We start from the raw sequence: 18,156 nt of genomic DNA, 5'->3' as shown, positions 1-18,156 counted from the left end.
AGATATGGGCCTGAAATATCTGTTGGAAAAGGAGTTTAAGCAGTTGCTTCGCAATAAATTTATGGTGGGGGTGGCTGTTATGTTCCCGCTTGCGGTGCTTTTGATCATGCCCTGGGCAACCAATCTGGATATTAAAAACATTCAGGTAGCGCTTGTCGACAACGACCACTCGCCCCTCTCACGCGATTTTATCCGGCAGATAGAACATTCTACCTACTTCAATCTCCAATCGCAGACAGGTATATATCGAGAGGCGTTTGCCGATCTGGAGCGATGGGATGCCGACCTGATACTGGAAATACCGGCCGGATTCGAATATGATCTGGTGCAATTCGGAACGACACCGGTGCAAATCACCATCAACACCGTGAACAGCATGAAGGGGGTGATGGGGCAATCCTATATGAATGAGCTATTGATGCAGTATTCGCGTGCGTTGGCCGAAACGGGCAATCGCCCGCAATACATCGCTTCGCCCAAGGTGGAGCTGATCACGCAATATATGTATAACCCGACCTTAAACTACCGGTTCACCATGATTCCCGGACTGATCATGATCACACTGATCATATTGGGCGGATTTCTTCCGGCGGTCAATATCGTGGTCGAGAAGGAGATGGGCACGATCGAGCAGTTGAATGTGACCCCTATCGGGAAATTCGCCTTTATATTGGCCAAACTAATCCCGTTCTGGATCATTGGGTTGGTGGCTGTTTCGTTTGGCTTTTTGTTTGCCTGGCTGATATATGGCTTGGTTCCCCTGGGGCATTTCCTGACCTTATACTTCTTCGCGGCGCTCTTTATCCTGACTATGACCGGCTTCGGACTCCTGATTTCGAACCACTCGGCTACTATTCAGCAGGCGCTCTTCGTGATGTTTTTCTTTGTGATTATCTTTATTATGCTGTCGGGATTATTGACTCCCATCGATAGTATGCCCGGCTGGGCAAAGTGGATTGCCGCCTTTACGCCAACAAAATATGTGGTGAATGTATTGCAATCGGTCTACCTCCGCGGAAGCACCATTGCCGATCTCTGGATCGATATGCTGGTGCTTATCGCCATGATGTTCTTTTTTAATGTCTGGGCAGTTATCAGTTACCGGAAGTCACAGTAGATTCCCTCTCCGTAAAACGAAACGAAAGATTCATCATCCGCAAAACCATCCCCCGGTTTTGCAGGAAAAACGCATGTGAGTGTTACTATATTTGGCATGCATGGCCGAAGACCACAACAGGCCTGAAAGGCCGAGTCCCGGAGGGGACGAAGACTTAGCCCAAGGTAAGCAGGCCGAAGGTTTGCGCCACCCTGGGTTTTTAGATGTATATAAAAAATGAGTTCTGAAAGAACGAATCGAAGATCGCTTCGCAAAGCATAAAGCAATCAAAAATCAATCCTCTACCCACAAATACCTTTCATCATATTCAATATTATACTCTTGCAGGAATCGCAATAACTCATCTTTGAAACTAACCTTTTGATGATGTTCCTCTTGCCGAAGTATGTAGCTGATTGTTTTATCACACACAGAGGCACTCACTGAAAAGGCCGCGTATCCCTTCTGCCAAGCAAAGTTCCGATAATGCGCACCCAATGTTTTGATCCAAATTGATGAAGCGACCTTTATATTTTGAATGAGTTTAGCCAACGCTATATTTTTAGATAGAACACAAAGGATATGGATATGATCTGAGATCCCGTTTATTTGTATTGGGGGGCAGCCTTGTTGTTGGAGGATCCCGGCGATATAGGAACAAACCCGAGCCACATCACCTTTTTGAATATATATTTTATTCTCTTTGATGTGGAAAACAAGGTGAACATACAGTTGAGATAAGGATTGGGACATAGTTGTGAAGGTTTTAAGGTTTAGATCGATAAATATAATATAATTTTTCTTTCGTTCTTTCAGAACTCAATATAAATATATTCATCTGATCCCCAGGGTGGCGCAGTCTTTCAGCCTGCTTACCCTGGGCTAAGTCTTCGTCCCTCCGGGACTCGGCCTTATAGGCCTGTTGTGGTCTTCGGCCATGCATGCCTGTCTGTTGTGATCGCCTTCATGCTAAAAAGCGAACATTGTTTTAATGCGTTTAACCAACTGACAACTTTTTAGAGGAATGTTTTCAACTCTTCCAATTGCGAGGGCTGTTTGGCATGCAACTCTACCATCTCTCCCTTTTCGTTGAACAGGATATACCAGGGAATGGCTAACATTCCGTTTTGATTGTATATCACCCTAAGGTCATTGATAAGCGTTTCGCTGCCGAGGATATGATTTCCTTCAAGACCATAATACTTGATCATATTCTCCCACTTGGTTTTGTCTTCCGGGCGGTCGATAGAGATATAAAGCATTTCAACACCCTTTTCTTTCAACAGCTCTTTGAGCGGACCATTGTGTTTAAACTGCTCTTTGCAGGGACCACACCAGGTAGCCCACACATCGATATAGATCTTTTTCCCTTTGTAGGGGGCAACCGCCTCTTTAAGCGAAGCGATATGATCCATATTCTCCACCAGTTTCATGCCTGGGCTGAAAGGATTTTTTACCTTTTCATAGAAATCGACGATCGGATCGATCTGCGGTTTGATATAAGGGGTAAAGGCACTCTGGGGATAATTCTGTTGGAATTGTTCAAAAAGCGGGATCAGTTCTTTGTTGAATTGCGACTGGGAGCCTTCACGACACAACAGATATGCCTGAAAGTATTCTTTGGTTTTCCCGGTGAAGAAAAGCGATGCCCATTCCATCTGGTGGGTAATGCCTAATCCTTGGTTGTAGATCTCCATCAGTTCTTCGCGGCTGAATTCTTCCTGCATAGTCATTCCGTAGACCATATAAGTGTATCTATACCAGGAGGAAGACTTTGATAATTCGCTATCGGTCGGAGGATTGGCTTCCATCGTGAGGAATAGTACCTCTTTATAAGGGCGTGCCGCCTCTTCGTTCTCGCGGCTAAACAACGAGATATAACTTTGCAAAATATCGCACGACAGATAGGCATAATAGCCTCGCAATTCGCGTTCAACCACCCGTTGGAAGGCAGCGCTGGTCTTGCCCTCCTGCTGCATCGTGCGGAAAGCGGCCAGTTCTGTTTCTTTCTGTTCGTTTACGCGAATGATGATCTCTTCGGCAGCGAGCGGATTCTCTCTCGATACCAACGCCTTGCGCAACGGATCGTAATAGGCATCGTGGTATTTTTTTTCCGTGAAGAGGCGGTTTCCCTCTTCATTTTTTCCTTGAATATTCAGGATAAATCCATCCGAACTGTCGATGTCGCAGTGATATGTCTCTCCCGGTTCTACGATAAACATCTTCGATCCCTTCCCATATAGAATGACCGAAGCGGTAGAGGCCTCCTGGGCAGTAAACGTAAAGGAGAAATTTCCTTCCGCATCCGGTGTGATCTCTTCGCTAAAATAGTTGGCAGTATATCCCTCTATGGGAGGAACAATCAATAACTTCTGATCGTTTCCACCGGTTACTTTGCCGGTGATAGTGACTGTTTGGTTCGGTTCGCATCCCGCAAAAAGGAGACATGCGGTGAATAAAAGGAAAAAGGAAATCTGTTTCATGAATTGAAATGCATTTATCATTTATAAATTCTCTTTATGCTTTTGCCGGTAGCGCTTGCGCATGATGTAGTCGCCGCCAAGCAAAAGCAGTACCAAGCCGCCAATATAGAAATAAAAAGGCAAAGAGGAAAGTGCCGAAACCGAAATTGTTATTTTCGGTATCTCCAGGTAGATAATGGCAAAGACGGCCAATGTGATGATAGCCAGTGAGGCAAAAATCACCGCCAATAGCCCCAACCGCTCGTTGCGTTTGCGGATTCGTGCCGCTTCGGCTTCGATCTTCCACATCATATGCATACGGAAATCTTCCGGGAGCGATTCGCCGGGTAGTTGCCGGAAGATATTGCCTAAAAAATCCTTTTCTTCATATCGGTTCATAGTTGTTTCTCCTTTTCTTTCATTAATAACGCATACAGCCGCTTGCGGATGCGATGCAGTTTTGTTTTTACATTTGATTCCGTCAGCCCGGTAATGGCCGACACCTCCTCGATCGATTTACTTTCCATATAAAACAGGAGGATGATAAACCGGTCGTCGGGCGATAATTGCGTCAACGCCTTTTCCAACAGTGCAATCTGCTCGGAATGATCCGTATGCCCCAAGCGGGATTCGATCTCTTCTTCCGATACATTCTCGATCTGTGTCTCATCAATCGCCAGGAACTCCTGCTTCTTTTTCCGCGCTTCCGAAATGGCCGCATTATAAGCAATGCGGTAGAGCCAGGTCGAAAAGCTGCTTTTCCCCTGAAAAGAAGAAAGGTGACGGTAGACCTTCATAAAGACATCCTGCGTCAGTTCCTCCGCATCTTCCCGGCTGGTCACCACCCGGGCAATCAATGTGTGTACCTGCTGACTATATCGGTCGATTAAACAGGCGAAACAGGAAATATCACCCTCCTGTATTCGCTGCACGTAATATATGTCGCTATACAACTCCATTTGTATTGTATGGACGCAAACCGAACTTATAGGTTACACCCTCTAAAGATAAAAATAAAAAAACAAGAATGATTTTATTTTTTGCGTAAAGTGTAACCTGCCACAAAGAGGTGCGTCAAATAGGCAAACAAATTGTAGTATTCATTTTAAAACAATACGATTATGATGGATTTTATTTCTATTCCCCTTGTTGTGGGAATATGCATTGCCGGGGTTTACGGGCTTTTTGATCTGTTTGTTCGCAAAAAAGAACGCTTGGCTATTATCGAGAAAATGAGCGAAAAGATCAGCTCAATCGCCTTCGACGGGAAACTAACGATGCCCAGTTTCAATCGATTCTCTTTTAGCGCCTTAAAGGTTGGATTTCTAATGGCCGGAATAGGTTTAGGGCTATTGGTCGCTTTTTTTCTGCATATTGGACTTGCTGATATCATCGAAGGCAACGAATGGTACAGACGCGAGATTGCTTCTGTTCTCTATGGCGCATCTGTTCTGTTATTCGGTGGCATCGGTCTGTTGATTGCTTTTATTATCGAAATAAAGATCAATAAGAAGGATAAGGAGTAAATGTTAAAATGCGGATTGTAAGCAAAACGCCCGTTTTGCTTACAATCCCATACGTTAAAAAGTGTTTCTCCCGGGAGTTTGTCTTCAAACTCCCGCTTTTTTGCGCGCAAAGTCCCGCCGAAATTACAAATCGTAAATTAGGGGTTTCGTCGGAAATAGTCAAATTAACGTTTGTTTACATTATAGTGGGGTGTTTGAAGACAAACTTTCGGGAGAAGCATTTGCGTTACGCCTCCGGCTAAGTGATTATTCATTTTTAACATATCATATTGTAAAGCGAAAAGGCTGTTTTGCTATCAAAATGATAATCGGGTATAGCTTGCCGGGGCATAAGCTATACCCGATTTCATTCTTCTATGACTTCTATGAAAAAGAGGGCATTAGGATATGCCGAAGGGGAGGGCAAAAAGGCTTTGGATATTTAGCGTTATTTAATACAACCCGACAAAATAAAATATGGAAAAATTTCTTTATTCGTTTATACATCGTAACTTTGCGTGGTTTTTAAGTGATGGATATTGTCTAATGTAAAACAAATAAAACGTATTAATTATGTCTAAGGTAACAGTTGTAGGCGCCGGTAATGTGGGCGCAACCTGCGCGAATGTTCTTGCCTTCAATGAGGTGGCAGATGAAGTGATCATGTTGGATGTGAAGGAAGGCGTTTCCGAAGGAAAAGCAATGGATATGATGCAAACCGCTCAATTGTTGGGTTTTGACACGACGGTTGTTGGTTGCACCAATGATTATGCGAAAACAGCCGGTTCTGATGTCATCATCATTACTTCAGGTATTCCGCGTAAACCGGGTATGACCCGCGAAGAATTGATCGGTGTGAATGCCGGTATCGTAAAGAGTGTAGCTGAAAACGCCCTGAAATATTCACCGGATGCGATCCTCGTGGTTATCTCTAATCCGATGGACACAATGACCTATCTTGCCCTGAAATCATTAGGTTTGCCTAAGAACCGTATCATCGGTATGGGTGGTGCTTTGGATGGTTCTCGCTTCAAGTATTATCTGTCTCAGGCTTTGGGTTGCAATGCAAACGAAGTAGAAGGCATGGTAATCGGCGGACACGGAGATACAACAATGATTCCATTGACCCGTCTGGCTACTTATAAAGGAATTCCTGTAAGCCAGCTGTTGAGTGCAGAAAAACTGGAAGAAGTAGCGAAAGCGACTATGGTAGGTGGTGCTACACTGACCGGTTTGTTGGGTACTTCCGCTTGGTATGCACCGGGTGCAGCCGGAGCGTTGGTAGCTGAATCGATCATTCACAACCAGAAGAAGATGATTCCTTGTTCTGTTGCCCTCGAAGGTGAATATGGTGAAAACGATATTTGTATCGGTGTTCCGGTGATCTTAGGAAAGAATGGTATCGAAAAGATCGTTGAGCTTGACCTGAATGCAGAAGAAAAAGAGCTCTTTGTTAAGAGTGCGGAAGCGGTTCGCAAAACCAATGCCGTATTGAAAGAGATCAACGTATTGTAAGAGGCCATTTAAGTAAGAAAAAAGAAAGGGGTTGTTCGCCATGAACAACCCCTTTTCTGTTTTATTCCATCTCCCCGGTCAGGATGATTGGGGAGGCGTTGGGGTATTGGCTGTTAGTCCATTCTGCCGTGAATTGTTTCCCGTTAAAGCGGCAGGCAAAGTCTTCATACTGGATATCCGTCAGGTAATTGAGGCGAAGCATCAATCGATTCTTCTCCGTCCAGGCGGCATAACCCGATACCGTAAAGGGAGCCATTCCGGCCGGATTGCGGCGCGGGTTGAGGTAATAGGGGCCGGGACGGTCGGTTTCTCCGGTCAGCCAGTTGTCTTCTCCGAAGGACAAGGTATAACTTTTGCCTTTTTCTTCGATCGTTAAAAGACACTCGGCTCGCTCGTTGAAGCGAAAGCTCATCTTTTCTATCCCCTGTTCATTCGGGTTCATCTTAAAATCCAACAGGGTATCCGTCAGAAGCGGTGTGTCTTCCGGTGTAAGATAGGGACGTTTCAGGCTGAGACCCGATAACAGCGATGTCTTATCCTCCCAGGCCGCTTCGTCGGACGGTAGTATTCTGTCGAACATAACAGGCAACAGGTATTTCCAAACCAACTGCATCACCCGGGATGCCTCTGTGGTTCGCGCGGTCAATGTAATGACAGCATCCTGATTCGGCAGGATAAGAATCAATTGCCCATTGGCCCCATCTGCGCGATAGGCATTCTCCGGCGAGCACATCCAAACTTGGTAACCATAGCCTTGCGCTCCTTCGTTTCCGGCATTTTCGGCAGGCATCCGGTCGGGATATTGGAAGATATGTGGCGACGAGGCATCTTCTATCCAGGAAGCAGGGAGCAATCGTTTGCCTTCCCATACGCCTCTGTTCAGGTAGAACTGTCCTAATTTTGCCATATCTACCGTTTTGATACGCATTCCACCTCCGCCGACTGTCAGCCCTTGTGGGTCGGTTTCCCATTGGATGTCGCTTATTCCTAACGGATCGAACAGGCGTGGCTTCAGGTACTCGAAGGTCGATTCGCCGGTTAGCTTTGTGATAATCGCGGAAAGCATATGACTCGCTGCGGAATTGTAAAGAAAACGCGTTCCCGGCTCATACACCACAGGAGCAGCCAGAAACAGACGCGGCCAGTTTTCATCCTCCATCGTATAGGAAGGTGCCCGGTCTTGCCCTGTCGACATGGTCAATAGGTCTTTCACCGTCATTTCCTGCAGGAAAGGCGACGGCTCTTCCGGCAGGTCGTCCGGGAAGAAGGAGATGACTTTGTCAGTTACCTTCAGCCGTTTTTCCTTTACGGCAAAGCCGATAGCGGTGGAGGTAAACGTTTTGCTGGCCGAGTGCATCGCATGGTTTATGCCTGCTTTATAGGGATACCACCAGCATTCGGCAATGACCTTGCCGTGGCGCAACATCATAAAGCTATGCAATTCGATCCCCTGGCTTTCGATTTCTTCCAGGAAACGGAGAATGCCTTCGGTGGCAACGCCCTGATTTTCCGGATTGCTGCGGGGAAGCATATCGCCATAACGCACAATGCGTTGAGGCTTGGAACAAGATATAATCGATAGGACAATGACTGACAAAAGCAAAAACGAAGCGGTTCTCTTACGTATCATAGCAATATGTTTATTATTATTTAAACCTGTGGTCGGACAACACAGAAGGTGCCGGATGCTTTGGCGACCTGTTTGTCGTCGCAGTAGATGTCGCATTCGCTGAAATGAATATTCCGTCCCGGCTTGATTACATAGCCTTTTGCAGTCAATTCTTTTCCCCAAGCGGCGCGAAGAAAGGATATTTTCATCTCTGCCGTCAACACATCTTTATCGAGTGGGGTCATCGTATAGGCTGCAAACCCGGCGATGGTATCCGCCAACGCTGCCAGTACGCCGCCATGGCTTACGCCACTGTATTGTTTTTGCTCGTCGGTCAATGGCATACGAGCCTCTACAATACCCTCTTCTATTTTAGTAAACTCAATGCCCAGAAAGTTTACATAAGGGTTTCTGGCTACCCGTTCCCGTAGCCGTTCTTCTGTTTTTGGATCCATATTATATAGTAATTTATGCAAAGATAGGAAAAAGGCAAAATGTAAGCAAAAGAGAGCTGATTCGTTCGAAAAAGCTCTCTTTTGCTTACACTTGTGATTTGGAAATTCTTGAGTTTTTGGGGTGGTTTCTCCCCATCTTGGCTTAGAAACCGAAGTCGTCGATCTCGAATTCTTTGATTTCTTCCTCTGCCGGTTTTTCTACCTGCTGGTGGATGGGGTTGGCTTTTACGATAATGGCTCTGTTGGGACGTACCGGACAGATCGATTCGCAACCACCGCAACCAATACAGAGATGTGGCTCAACCACCGGAACGGTGAGGGTGGATCCCTCTTTGTAGCGTTCCATATGCACGGCCTGTGTCGGGCAGTGTTCGGAACAGGCGCCACAGTCGGTGTTCTCTGTCTCCACAATACAACGATTGAGGAAGAACTCCGCGATACCGACCTGCGTCGTTAGCTTTTCTTCTTTGGAGTCGAGATGGATCGCATGGTTGGGGCAAACATCGGCACAAATGGTGCATTCGTAATTGCAATAGCTGTCGATATACGCCATATGCGGCTTCAACATATAACCTAAACCAAACTCCAGACCGGCCGGCCGAAGCACATGGCTCGGGCATTGCACGACACAAAGGTGGCATCCGGTACATTTATCTTTGAAGCGCTCCAAGCTGATCGATCCCGGCGGGGTGATCGGGTTGGGGCGGTCGCTCTTTTGTTGTTTTTGCGCCCAGGCGGAGGCAATAGGCAGGGTGGCGGCAACTGTTGCGCTGGTAGCCAGGAAATGGCGACGGGTGTTTGTCGTGGGGGCAGCCGTTTCGCTTACTGCCTCTACTGTTTTCTCCGTCGTTTTCTCTTTCTTACCCGACCAGGGAGGATTAAAACTGTAGCTGATACTATCCTTTTTGCAGGAGGAGATGCAGTTGAAGCAATCCACACAGCGGGAATTGTCGACCGTCAGATTCTTCGTGTCGATGGCTTCCGCCTTGCAACTCTTTTCACAAAGACCACAGCTGATACATTTTTCTTCGTTGATATGAACATTGAATAAAGAAAAACGTGAGAAAAGACTCAATAGTCCACCGACCGGGCAAAGGGTGTTACAGAAGATGCGTCCCCGCCAGGAGGCCAGTACGACGAAGAGGATCAACGCCACCAAGGCAGCGATTAGGCTGAATGTCGTCACGGTACTGATGGAGATGTGGTAAAGCGTATAATTGTCGAAGCGCGCCAAGCCGGATGCCAACAGGTTGTTGACCCACACAGCAACAGGGCGGAAGATATTGGCTGTGATGCGACCGAAATTGCTATACGGATCGAAAAGCAATGTCAGTTCGGCAAAACCGAGAAATAAAAGTATAAAGATAATACCGGTCAGTCCGTATCGCAGGATGTTGTTAGCCTTATGATACTTGAACCGTTGCGATCCTTTCTTTTTCTTTTTCCCGATACAATAGATGCGGTTGATAATATCCTGGAGGATTCCCGCAGGACATATAGTTGAGCAATAGATTCGTCCGAACAGGAGTACCAATGCGAGTTGCAACAGGATAATAAGCGCTGTCCCTGCCAGGATAGCCGGAAGAATCTGAATGTGCGGAAACACCTTGAACCACGCCGGTAGCTCATAACGGATGTCTAAAAAATAGAGAAGTATGGGCACGAAAAGAAGGATTGCCAGTGTCACCCGCAATCCTTTCAAGTAATTAGGTCGTTTCATTATAAACGAATACGTTGAATGTTTTTCTTTTTCAGATCGGTTGTTCCGAGCTTGAGCTCTTCACCGAATTTCAGGTGGCTGATCGCTTCCATATCGAGTTTCTTTACCTGGTTGAACATGCCGAGCGCGGCTGTGTCGATAGCCACAATATCTGTAGAAGCGATCAGGGATTTAAGGGTGGCCACGTCGGCTAATGTCTTGCCCTGCGGTCCGTTCTGATGCATCATGCGGTAGGCATCCACAATATGCAGTGCGGGTTTCTTATCCCAGGTGCAGATGTCGGCAATACACTGGTGGAGGTCGTTCTGGTGGAAGAAGCGGCGATCCCATACAATACCCATCATATTCTTCATGGCGCAACTGAACTTAGCTCCCCCGTGGTTCTTCAGAATGGGAACATTAAACCAGGCATCACATTCGATTAAAGATTCGTGTATCTTCGCGCTTTTCAGTTTAACGCCTTTCGGAAGCGCTACCTCTTTAAAATAACGTTCTTCGTTCCCTGGCATGACAATAGCACCGGCTTCACGGGCAGCAGCGGCAATACCGCTATTGTCGTAGCATTTCTGCCAGTTATCGCAGGTATGATCGAATACGGTCACCTTAGAAGCTCCGGCATCCAGACATCTTTTTACCAATGCTTTGATCAGATCCGGATTCGTATTTCCTGCCATCTCGGGTGAACGATCCCAACCGATATTCGGCTTTATAACGATTTTGTCTCCGTTTTTTACGAAATTCTTTATGCCACCTAAAGCTTCTAATGCCTTATCTAACATGGCTTCCGGTTCGCCTCCCATAATAGCGACCATATCGGGCGCTGCTTGTACGTCCATAGTGTTGGAAGTTAGTGCTGCCTGGAGGCCTTCGAAATTCAGGGAAAGGGCTGCGCCAGCCACTACGCTGGACTTAATAAAATCACGTCTTTTCATCTTTGTTTGTACTTCTTTATGTATTTATGGATAACTTCGTGAGGATATTTTCTTTAGCAAATATAGTGAATGTCTGTAAAATAGTGTAAGTTTGACATGGTTTAAACATTTATTATGGAATCAGATAGCTCCTTTCACGTAAATTTGTTTTTGAATCGGTATGGCAAGTATATTATTGGTTGAAGATGAAATAAATATCTCCTCTTTCATAGAACGGGGTTTACAGGAGTTCGGACATACCGTTACCGTTGCCAATAATGGTCTTTCCGGTTGGGAACTGCTTCGGAAAGAGACTTATCAATTACTTATCTTTGATATCATTATGCCGGGCATGACTGGTATTGAGTTGTGCAGGCAATACCGAAAGGCGTATGGTTTTCAGACGCCGGTGATTATGCTGACCGCGTTGGGAACGACAGAAGATATAGTGAACGGTCTGGATGCCGGGGCGGATGATTACCTGGTGAAACCCTTTAGCTTTCAGGTACTGGTGGCTCGGGTGAATGCGATGTTGCGACGGACGGGTGTCGATGTTTCCCTTCCGTTGGCCTATGCCGGCCTTTCCCTCAACAGAGAGACGCGGCGGGCTATCCGTGACGGGCAATCGATCGATCTGACAGTGCGTGAGTATCGCCTGTTGGAGTATCTGATCATGCATGCCGGAGAGGCTGTCAGTCGCGAAGCGCTTATCCGGGAAGTATGGGACAAAGAGCCCGACAGGAATATGAATGTGGTGGATGTGTATGTGAATTATTTGCGTGGGAAGGTGGATAAAGGCTTTCGGAACAAGCTGATCCATACGGTATCAGGCGTAGGATACAGACTGGAACTATGACAACAGAAAAGAAAATCGCACTTACGTATACGGGTATTATAGGCGGCAGCATCGCGCTGTTAGCCCTTTTGTCTTTTGTTATGGCCTGTTTCCTGCTGCCGAAGGGAGCCGGATCGGAAGCAGAATCGTCTCTTATCCCTTCGTTGCTTTGCTATGTGGCCATTATGCTGGTTGGTTTTGTTGTGATTAGCTCCCTGCTTGTTTATCTGGTCAGTCGCCGTTATACGGCTCGGATGATAGAGCGTATCGATACGGCCTTTCAGAGCGAGAAGGCTTTTGTGCGCAATGCCTCCCATGAACTGAATAATCCGTTGACGGCTATTCAGGGAGAGTGTGAGATTACCTTATTGAAAGAGCGTACCCCAGAAGAGTATCAGGCGGCTATAAGCCGGATACTACACGAGACAAAGCGCATTATCCACCTGATGAAACAATTGCTTTTCCTTTCCCGGGGGCATGATGAGATACTGCAGAGTTTTACGGAATCGATCCAGATAGCAGAGTTTATGATGTCGTTTGTAGGCGGGAGAGTGCGTTTCTCGCCCGATAGCTTTGCTTACAGTGTGAAGGCAAACCCGCATCTTTTGAAGATCGCTATCGAAAATATTCTGAGTAATGCACTGAAATATTCCGACACTCAACCGGTCGAAGTAAGGCTTCGCGTGAACGAATTGGAGATAGAAGATTATGGTATAGGCATCCCTCCGGATGAGTTGGGGCAGATTTTTCAACCTTTTTTCCGGGCAAGCAATACACGTGGGTTTGCCGGCTATGGCGTGGGGTTGGCCTTGTCACTTAGGGTGTTGCAAACCTATGGGGCGAAGATATCGGTCTATTCCGAGTTGGGGAAAGGGACGCGGGTGAAAATAATTTTCCCATGACACCGAACATTTTCGATGCCTTAGTAGTTATATAGGTGTTTTAAAAGGGATAATAAATGAGAAAAAGTAATTTTACGTATAACCGTTCACTGAATTTCAAGACCTCTGGTTTTCATATTACTTATTAGATTACTAATAAAACAGGTTTAATGAAAGAAATAAGTTAGACCTGCGGTTATTTTTTTGACCAATTGGTAAGTCTGGTTTTTGGAGAAAGAGGCGTTATATGTAAAAACAAGAAATATATTTGACCCTTATTTATCGCTGATTTATTATATTTTTGTGGCCATTGTTCGATGTGAATCGAGCAATGGTTTTTTTGTATACAAACGAAACAAAAGTGATATGGTCATAGATAATAAAACAGGATTGGTATTGGAAGGTGGAGGCATGCGTGCGACTTTTACGGCCGGCGTATTGGATTGGCTGATGGATCGGGAGATCTGGTTCCCGTATACGATCGGTGTTTCGGCAGGAGCCAGCAACGGCATTTCGTATGCTTCGCGCCAACGGGGACGTTCCCGCTTCAGTAATATCGATCTATTAGAGAAGCGCAACTACATCGGCCTGTCCTATTTCCTGAAAGGAAGAGGCTATATCGATATGGATTTCCTCTTTTATGAATACCCTGATCTCTATTATCCGTTGGATTATGATACTTGTTTTCGTTCACCCGGCCGCTTTGTGATGGTCACTAGCAACTGCCTGACGGGTCGTGCTGAGTATTTTGAAGAGCGAGAGGATCGCGATCGCCTGGTCGATATCTGTTGTGCTTCGTGCAGTATTCCGGTGATCTGTCCCGTGAAGCAGGTGGATGGCGTTCCGATGGTCGATGGAGGTGTCTGTGATGCGATTCCGATCCGCCGCTCGATCGAAGAGGGATATACGAAGAATGTCGTAGTGCTTACCCGCAACAGAGGCTACCGCAAGGCAGAGAAAGACTTCAAACTGCCGGGTTTTATCTACCGGAAATACCCGGCTCTGCGCGAACAATTGCGCACTCGCTACCGTCGTTACAACGAACTCCTGGATTTTGTGGATCAAGAAGAAGCAGCGGGAAGAGCCCTTGTGATAGCTCCCGAGAGGCCATTGGAGGCAGGACGTACCGAACGTGATGTGCAGAAGCTGCAGGCGTTGTATGAAGAGGGTTATGCTGCAGCCGAAAAAGCGTTCCTTTCGACTACTCTTTCCCTTTAATTTTATTTTTATAAAGAAGAAGTGCCTTCTCCGGGTCGATGGCCAGGTGGCAAAAGTCTTTATGGCGCTGTTCGATGCGCGCTTTGCTCAGGGCGTTGTCGCGTGCCTGTGCTCCGGGATGTCCTTTGGCTACATCGGCCGCATGGGCGGCAATCTTATGCGTATGAATAGCTGTTCTGTATTCCTCTTTGCTGATCGAGGAATGGTCGCTCTGGCTTGGCAGGACGCAACCGATCAGGGAAGCACCGAATGAAGCTATCTGGGCGGCGCCAATGGCGGAGGCAATGTGGTCATAGCCGTAGCTGATGTCGGTGGTTACTGGTCCTTGCATGAAATAAGGCGCCTGACGACAGGCATATTGTTGTTCCTTCATATCGTCCCCAATCTTATTCATCGGTAGGCAGCCAGGCCCTTCAATCATGGTCTGCACCAGGTTCTCCCGGGCGATATCGGTTAGTTTTCCTTTTATTTTCAGTTCCGCATAGTAGGCGCTGTCTCCGGCATCATAGATGGAACCGGCTCCCAGGCTGTTGCCAATCACAAGTGTGACATCATATTGGCGAAGGATATCGCATATCTCTTCAAAATGTGTGTATAGGAAGTTCTCTTTTTGATGACGGCGTATCCATTCCGCCATAAATAGGCCTGCCGGTGAATCAATGCCGGTCAACCGCGGAATGGTTTTGTCTATGTGTGATTGCAATAATGCCGCATGTATCATGACAAAGTCAATGCCTCTTTCGACCTGTTCGATCAAGGTGTTTCGGTAGATATCCCAGTTGAGCGCCGCTACCTCATTGCCTGCCTGTTGCAACGCCTCGTAAAGTGGAATACTCCCGATCGGTACCGGAGCGTTTCGAAGATACCAGTTTTGTGCTGTCGGGATATCACCTGATTTTGAGAGGTCAAGAAACGAGTCGGCTCCCCATTTGCAATTCCGGATCATCTTCTCCAGTTCCTCTTCGATGCCCGATGAGACGGAAGGTGAATAGAAAGGTACATTGACTTTTACTAAGAACTTATTACCAATAATCATCGGTTCGAGCTCAGGGTGGTTGATGTTTGCCGGAATCACGGCACGCCCGGCAGCGATCTCTTTGCGAACAAAATCAGGCGTGATATAGGATTTCAGCCCTAACGCCTCGACATGCTGGCTCTCCCGGATGGCAACATACTCCATTTCGGGTGTGATAATGCGCCGTTTGGCATACGAAAGTTGTGTGATGTGTTTCCCCTCTTTCGCCTTGTAGGAAGGGATGATTATCGGAAACAACGGTTTGTTTGCCGATTCATGTTTGCCTGAATCCGGAGAAGTAATGGAAACAATATCCTTCCGGCGTTTGCTCCATTCTTCGCGAATGCGCGGAAGCCCTGTCTGTAAAAGAGAAGTATTTTTCGGATCGGAGTAGGCACCGGAGGTATCGTATACGATAAGTGGCGTATTGGGTTTGTAAGATACACGGCCTTCTGTGTCGGTCGCTCCCGTGTCGTCAAGTGTAATGCGTCGCATACCTACCCGTACCTTGTTAATCGATCCGTTTACATAGATCTTTTCGGAAGCAGGAAAGGAGACGCGAATACTCTTATTTGTTGTCATTCTCTTTTAGCATTAGACTGTAAACATAAACAAAACTCCCCATAAATAAAAGCGTCGGAAGAATATCTTCCAACGCTTTCTGAAGGTGTGACCGCGACAGGATTCAAACCTGTAACCGGCTGATCCGTAGTCAGCTACTCTATTCAGTTGAGCTACGCGGCCATTCCATGATGTGTTTTTGCAATCTGTTTCTGATAGTGACCGCGACAGGATTCAAACCTGTAACCGGCTGATCCGTAGTCAGCTACTCTATTCAGTTGAGCTACGCGGCCATTATTCTTTCAGAATGCGAGTGCAAAGGTAGTAGTTTTCTTTAAACAGGCAAATATTTTTTTCTTTTTGTTTGGTTCGCGTATGTAAAAGAAATAAATTTGTGAGGCACAATCTATTTGGACTTATCTTATGAAAACTACAAAGTGTCGCCTGAATAAGCCTATACTGCTTATCTCTCTTTTTCTTTTATTTGCCTCTTCCTCTTTGGCTTATGGCAACAATTCGTTTGCCGCCCGAAAAGACAGTCTATTGCAACGGATCGACACGCTACAGAATCCTACCCTGAGAATGTATTGTTGGCTCGACCTGGCACAACTGACGATAGGAACGGATGAATGTTTCTTTTACCTGAGCCGGTTGGAACAAGATGCACTGAAGTATGGAAACATCGCCGAGCTTCATAATGCTTACATCAATATGGTAGCTCATTATGCAGGGAAAAGCTGCCTGATCGATAGCTTCCTGGATAGGACAAATGCATTTAAAGCTTTTTTCTTAGAACATAAGTCGTATGATTATTATTTTGAAGCGGAGTGTTTCATCATAAGCGAATACCTCTCTAAAGGCAGTTATGCCTTGGCGTTGGAGTATGCGGAGAGCATGCTTGATTATGCCATGGAATTGGATAGCCGGGAAGGAGAAATTAGCGCTTATGAAAATATGGGGCTTGCCTATTTCTATGCTAACCGAAAGCAGGAGGCAAGAAGTGCCTGGGAAAAAGGATACAGCCTGTTGTCGCAATATTTCCCCGAACGTCAGTTCTATCGGATGGATTATCTTTTCTATCTGATAAGCGTCACCTATGATTTGGGGCATTATACGACATCCCTATCCCATTGCTATGAACTATGGCGGGCTATCGATCTGTTTGAGCAAAACAAGCAAGGAACGCCGCATGAGTCTATGTTTATGGAAGATTATAAAATGAGGTTGAACGGCTATTATGCCCGGAATTATGTCAAAAAAGGCGATCTAAAGCAGGCTAAAGAGGCACTCGATCAGGCGGAAACCTATTTGCAATACGAAATGAACGAAATCTATATTCAGGAGCTAAATATGGCTTACGCCTCCTATTATCAGGCAACCGCACAATATCCACTGGCCATACATCATCTTGACGAGGCACTCTCCTTTTTCAAAGAAAATTCTATTACGGAATATTTGAGTTTGCAGGATCAAAAAGCTGAATTACTGGCCGATATGAATCGCTACGATGAGGCCTATAAGCTGGCTAAGCAGACCAAAGAGGCGACCGATTCATTGTCTACCGACGCCCTGACCCGCCAGATTAGCGAATTGCGTACGATCCATCAGGTCTATACCCTGGAAGCCGAAGCAGAGAAGAGCCGCCTGCATGCTCAGATATTGGGTATTATTATCTCCGCTTTGACACTATTGGTGATCCTTCTTATACTGATCCTTCTCTATGTACGATACAACGCTAAACGGTTGAAAGAGAAAAACCAAAAGCTATTCGAACAGCTGCAATGGCAGAACGAACAGCGAAAAGAGGCGGAAGAGTTATCCCTGAAGCTCTCCGAATCGCTGGCCGACGCCGGAAAAACAGCTGATGGCAGCAAATCCCATCTGTTCTTGCAGGCGCAAAAATACCTGCTGGAGACACAGCGCTACCTGGAAGCAGACCTGACCCGTGAACACTTAGCCCTGCAAGTCGGCACCAACCGCCAGTATCTCTGCGATGCCATACAGGAAGAGACCGGCCTGACATTCAACGACTATATCAACAATTTGCGGTTGATACACGCCAAAGACCTATTGATGAACAATAAGAATCAGACGATCGAAGAGATATTCCTCTACTCCGGTTTCTCCACTAAGAGCACATTCTACCGTCTCTTCCGGAAGAAATACGGCTTAACCCCGACCGAAATACGCGAAATGATGACCGAAAAGTCCTTCGTCGGGCAGGCGGTGTAAGAAAAACCCCGAAATGTTAAAATAGCGATTGTAAGCAAAACGGCCGTTTTGCTTACAATTCCATACGTTAAAAAGTGTTTCTCCCGGGAGTTTGCAAAAATACTCCTGCTTTTTTGCGCGCAAAGTCCTTCGGAAATTACA

General features: G+C 46.3%; 16 protein-coding genes and 2 tRNA genes. 7 read left to right on the top strand and 11 right to left on the bottom strand.

Annotated features, from left to right (window positions below; genetic code table 11):
- The first annotated feature begins 4 nt into the window (after window positions 1-4).
- Window positions 5-1,117, top strand: a complete 1,113-nt coding sequence (locus tag M2137_RS04415) for an ABC transporter permease (RefSeq protein WP_280765247.1) — start codon at window positions 5-7, stop codon at window positions 1,115-1,117.
- A 273-nt stretch (window positions 1,118-1,390) separates the two neighbouring features.
- On the opposite strand, the gene M2137_RS04410 is transcribed toward M2137_RS04415, so the two are convergent.
- The 4 genes from M2137_RS04410 to M2137_RS04395 all read right to left on the bottom strand — a co-directional run bounded on the left by M2137_RS04410 (window position 1,391) and on the right by M2137_RS04395 (window position 4,517).
- A complete protein-coding gene (locus M2137_RS04410; RefSeq protein WP_280765246.1) occupies window positions 1,391-1,849 on the bottom strand; it encodes a transposase in 459 nt (152 codons plus the stop codon).
- A 263-nt stretch (window positions 1,850-2,112) separates the two neighbouring features.
- Window positions 2,113-3,579 (bottom strand): TlpA disulfide reductase family protein, encoded by a 1,467-nt coding sequence (locus tag M2137_RS04405; RefSeq protein WP_280765245.1) that lies wholly within the window; start codon window positions 3,577-3,579, stop codon window positions 2,113-2,115.
- A gap of 21 nt (window positions 3,580-3,600) precedes the next feature.
- Window positions 3,601-3,957: a hypothetical protein gene (locus M2137_RS04400; protein WP_280765244.1), complete on the bottom strand. Its 357-nt coding sequence runs from the start codon at window positions 3,955-3,957 to the stop codon at window positions 3,601-3,603.
- Window positions 3,954-4,517: an RNA polymerase sigma factor gene (locus M2137_RS04395; RefSeq protein ID WP_280750654.1), complete on the bottom strand. Its 564-nt coding sequence runs from the start codon at window positions 4,515-4,517 to the stop codon at window positions 3,954-3,956. Before M2137_RS04395 ends, M2137_RS04400 begins: the two co-directional genes overlap by 4 nt.
- A 162-nt stretch (window positions 4,518-4,679) precedes the next feature.
- Here M2137_RS04395 and M2137_RS04390 point away from each other — a divergent pair, with 162 nt between their 5' ends.
- Complete coding sequence (locus M2137_RS04390; RefSeq protein ID WP_280765243.1) at window positions 4,680-5,084, top strand: DUF6249 domain-containing protein; 405 nt, start codon at window positions 4,680-4,682, stop codon at window positions 5,082-5,084.
- Window positions 5,085-5,636: 552 nt separating this feature from the next.
- Entirely contained in the window at window positions 5,637-6,578 is a 942-nt protein-coding gene (gene mdh, locus M2137_RS04385; RefSeq protein ID WP_280765242.1) for a malate dehydrogenase, read from the top strand.
- A gap of 61 nt (window positions 6,579-6,639) precedes the next feature.
- On the opposite strand, the gene M2137_RS04380 is transcribed toward mdh, so the two are convergent.
- The 4 genes from M2137_RS04380 to M2137_RS04365 form a co-directional block, all read right to left on the bottom strand.
- Window positions 6,640-8,208 carry a serine hydrolase gene (locus tag M2137_RS04380; protein WP_280765241.1) on the bottom strand — a complete coding sequence of 523 codons (1,569 nt, stop codon included), beginning with the start codon at window positions 8,206-8,208 and terminating at the stop codon, window positions 6,640-6,642.
- 20 nt (window positions 8,209-8,228) lie between these two features.
- Window positions 8,229-8,642, bottom strand: coding sequence for a PaaI family thioesterase (locus M2137_RS04375; RefSeq protein ID WP_280765240.1), 414 nt, complete (start codon window positions 8,640-8,642; stop codon window positions 8,229-8,231).
- 142 nt (window positions 8,643-8,784) lie between these two features.
- Window positions 8,785-10,362 carry a 4Fe-4S binding protein gene (locus M2137_RS04370; protein WP_280765239.1) on the bottom strand — a complete coding sequence of 526 codons (1,578 nt, stop codon included), beginning with the start codon at window positions 10,360-10,362 and terminating at the stop codon, window positions 8,785-8,787.
- Window positions 10,362-11,294 carry a DUF362 domain-containing protein gene (locus M2137_RS04365; RefSeq protein ID WP_280765238.1) on the bottom strand — a complete coding sequence of 311 codons (933 nt, stop codon included), beginning with the start codon at window positions 11,292-11,294 and terminating at the stop codon, window positions 10,362-10,364. Before M2137_RS04365 ends, M2137_RS04370 begins: the two co-directional genes overlap by 1 nt.
- Window positions 11,295-11,454: 160 nt before the next feature.
- On the opposite strand from M2137_RS04365, the gene M2137_RS04360 reads away from it, so the two are divergent.
- The 3 genes from M2137_RS04360 to M2137_RS04350 all read left to right on the top strand — a co-directional run bounded on the left by M2137_RS04360 (window position 11,455) and on the right by M2137_RS04350 (window position 14,207).
- Window positions 11,455-12,129 carry a response regulator transcription factor gene (locus tag M2137_RS04360; protein ID WP_280765237.1) on the top strand — a complete coding sequence of 225 codons (675 nt, stop codon included), beginning with the start codon at window positions 11,455-11,457 and terminating at the stop codon, window positions 12,127-12,129.
- A complete protein-coding gene (locus M2137_RS04355) occupies window positions 12,126-13,010 on the top strand; it encodes a HAMP domain-containing sensor histidine kinase (RefSeq protein ID WP_280765236.1) in 885 nt (294 codons plus the stop codon). The genes M2137_RS04360 and M2137_RS04355 overlap by 4 nt, the downstream gene beginning before the upstream one ends.
- A 345-nt stretch (window positions 13,011-13,355) precedes the next feature.
- Window positions 13,356-14,207 (top strand): patatin family protein, encoded by an 852-nt coding sequence (locus M2137_RS04350; protein ID WP_280765235.1) that lies wholly within the window; start codon window positions 13,356-13,358, stop codon window positions 14,205-14,207.
- Here the strand turns inward: M2137_RS04350 and M2137_RS04345 are convergent.
- The 3 genes from M2137_RS04345 to M2137_RS04335 form a co-directional block, all read right to left on the bottom strand.
- Entirely contained in the window at window positions 14,191-15,804 is a 1,614-nt protein-coding gene (locus M2137_RS04345; protein WP_280765234.1) for a phosphomethylpyrimidine synthase ThiC, read from the bottom strand. The two genes, M2137_RS04350 and M2137_RS04345, sit on opposite strands and share 17 nt — an antisense overlap.
- 88 nt (window positions 15,805-15,892) lie before the next feature.
- Window positions 15,893-15,966: transfer RNA gene (locus M2137_RS04340), tRNA-Arg, on the bottom strand.
- A 36-nt stretch (window positions 15,967-16,002) separates the two neighbouring features.
- Window positions 16,003-16,076, bottom strand: a tRNA-Arg gene (locus M2137_RS04335).
- 130 nt (window positions 16,077-16,206) lie between these two features.
- On the opposite strand from M2137_RS04335, the gene M2137_RS04330 reads away from it, so the two are divergent.
- Window positions 16,207-18,015, top strand: coding sequence for a helix-turn-helix domain-containing protein (locus M2137_RS04330; RefSeq protein ID WP_280765233.1), 1,809 nt, complete (start codon window positions 16,207-16,209; stop codon window positions 18,013-18,015).
- Window positions 18,016-18,156: the final 141 nt, after the last annotated feature.

Origin of the sequence: Parabacteroides sp. PFB2-10 (genome assembly GCF_029893085.1) — a bacterium.
Taxonomy (GTDB): domain Bacteria; phylum Bacteroidota; class Bacteroidia; order Bacteroidales; family Tannerellaceae; genus QVMG01.
The sequence above is the reverse complement of the archived record's forward strand: the minus strand, read 5'-3'. Positions and strand labels throughout refer to the sequence as shown.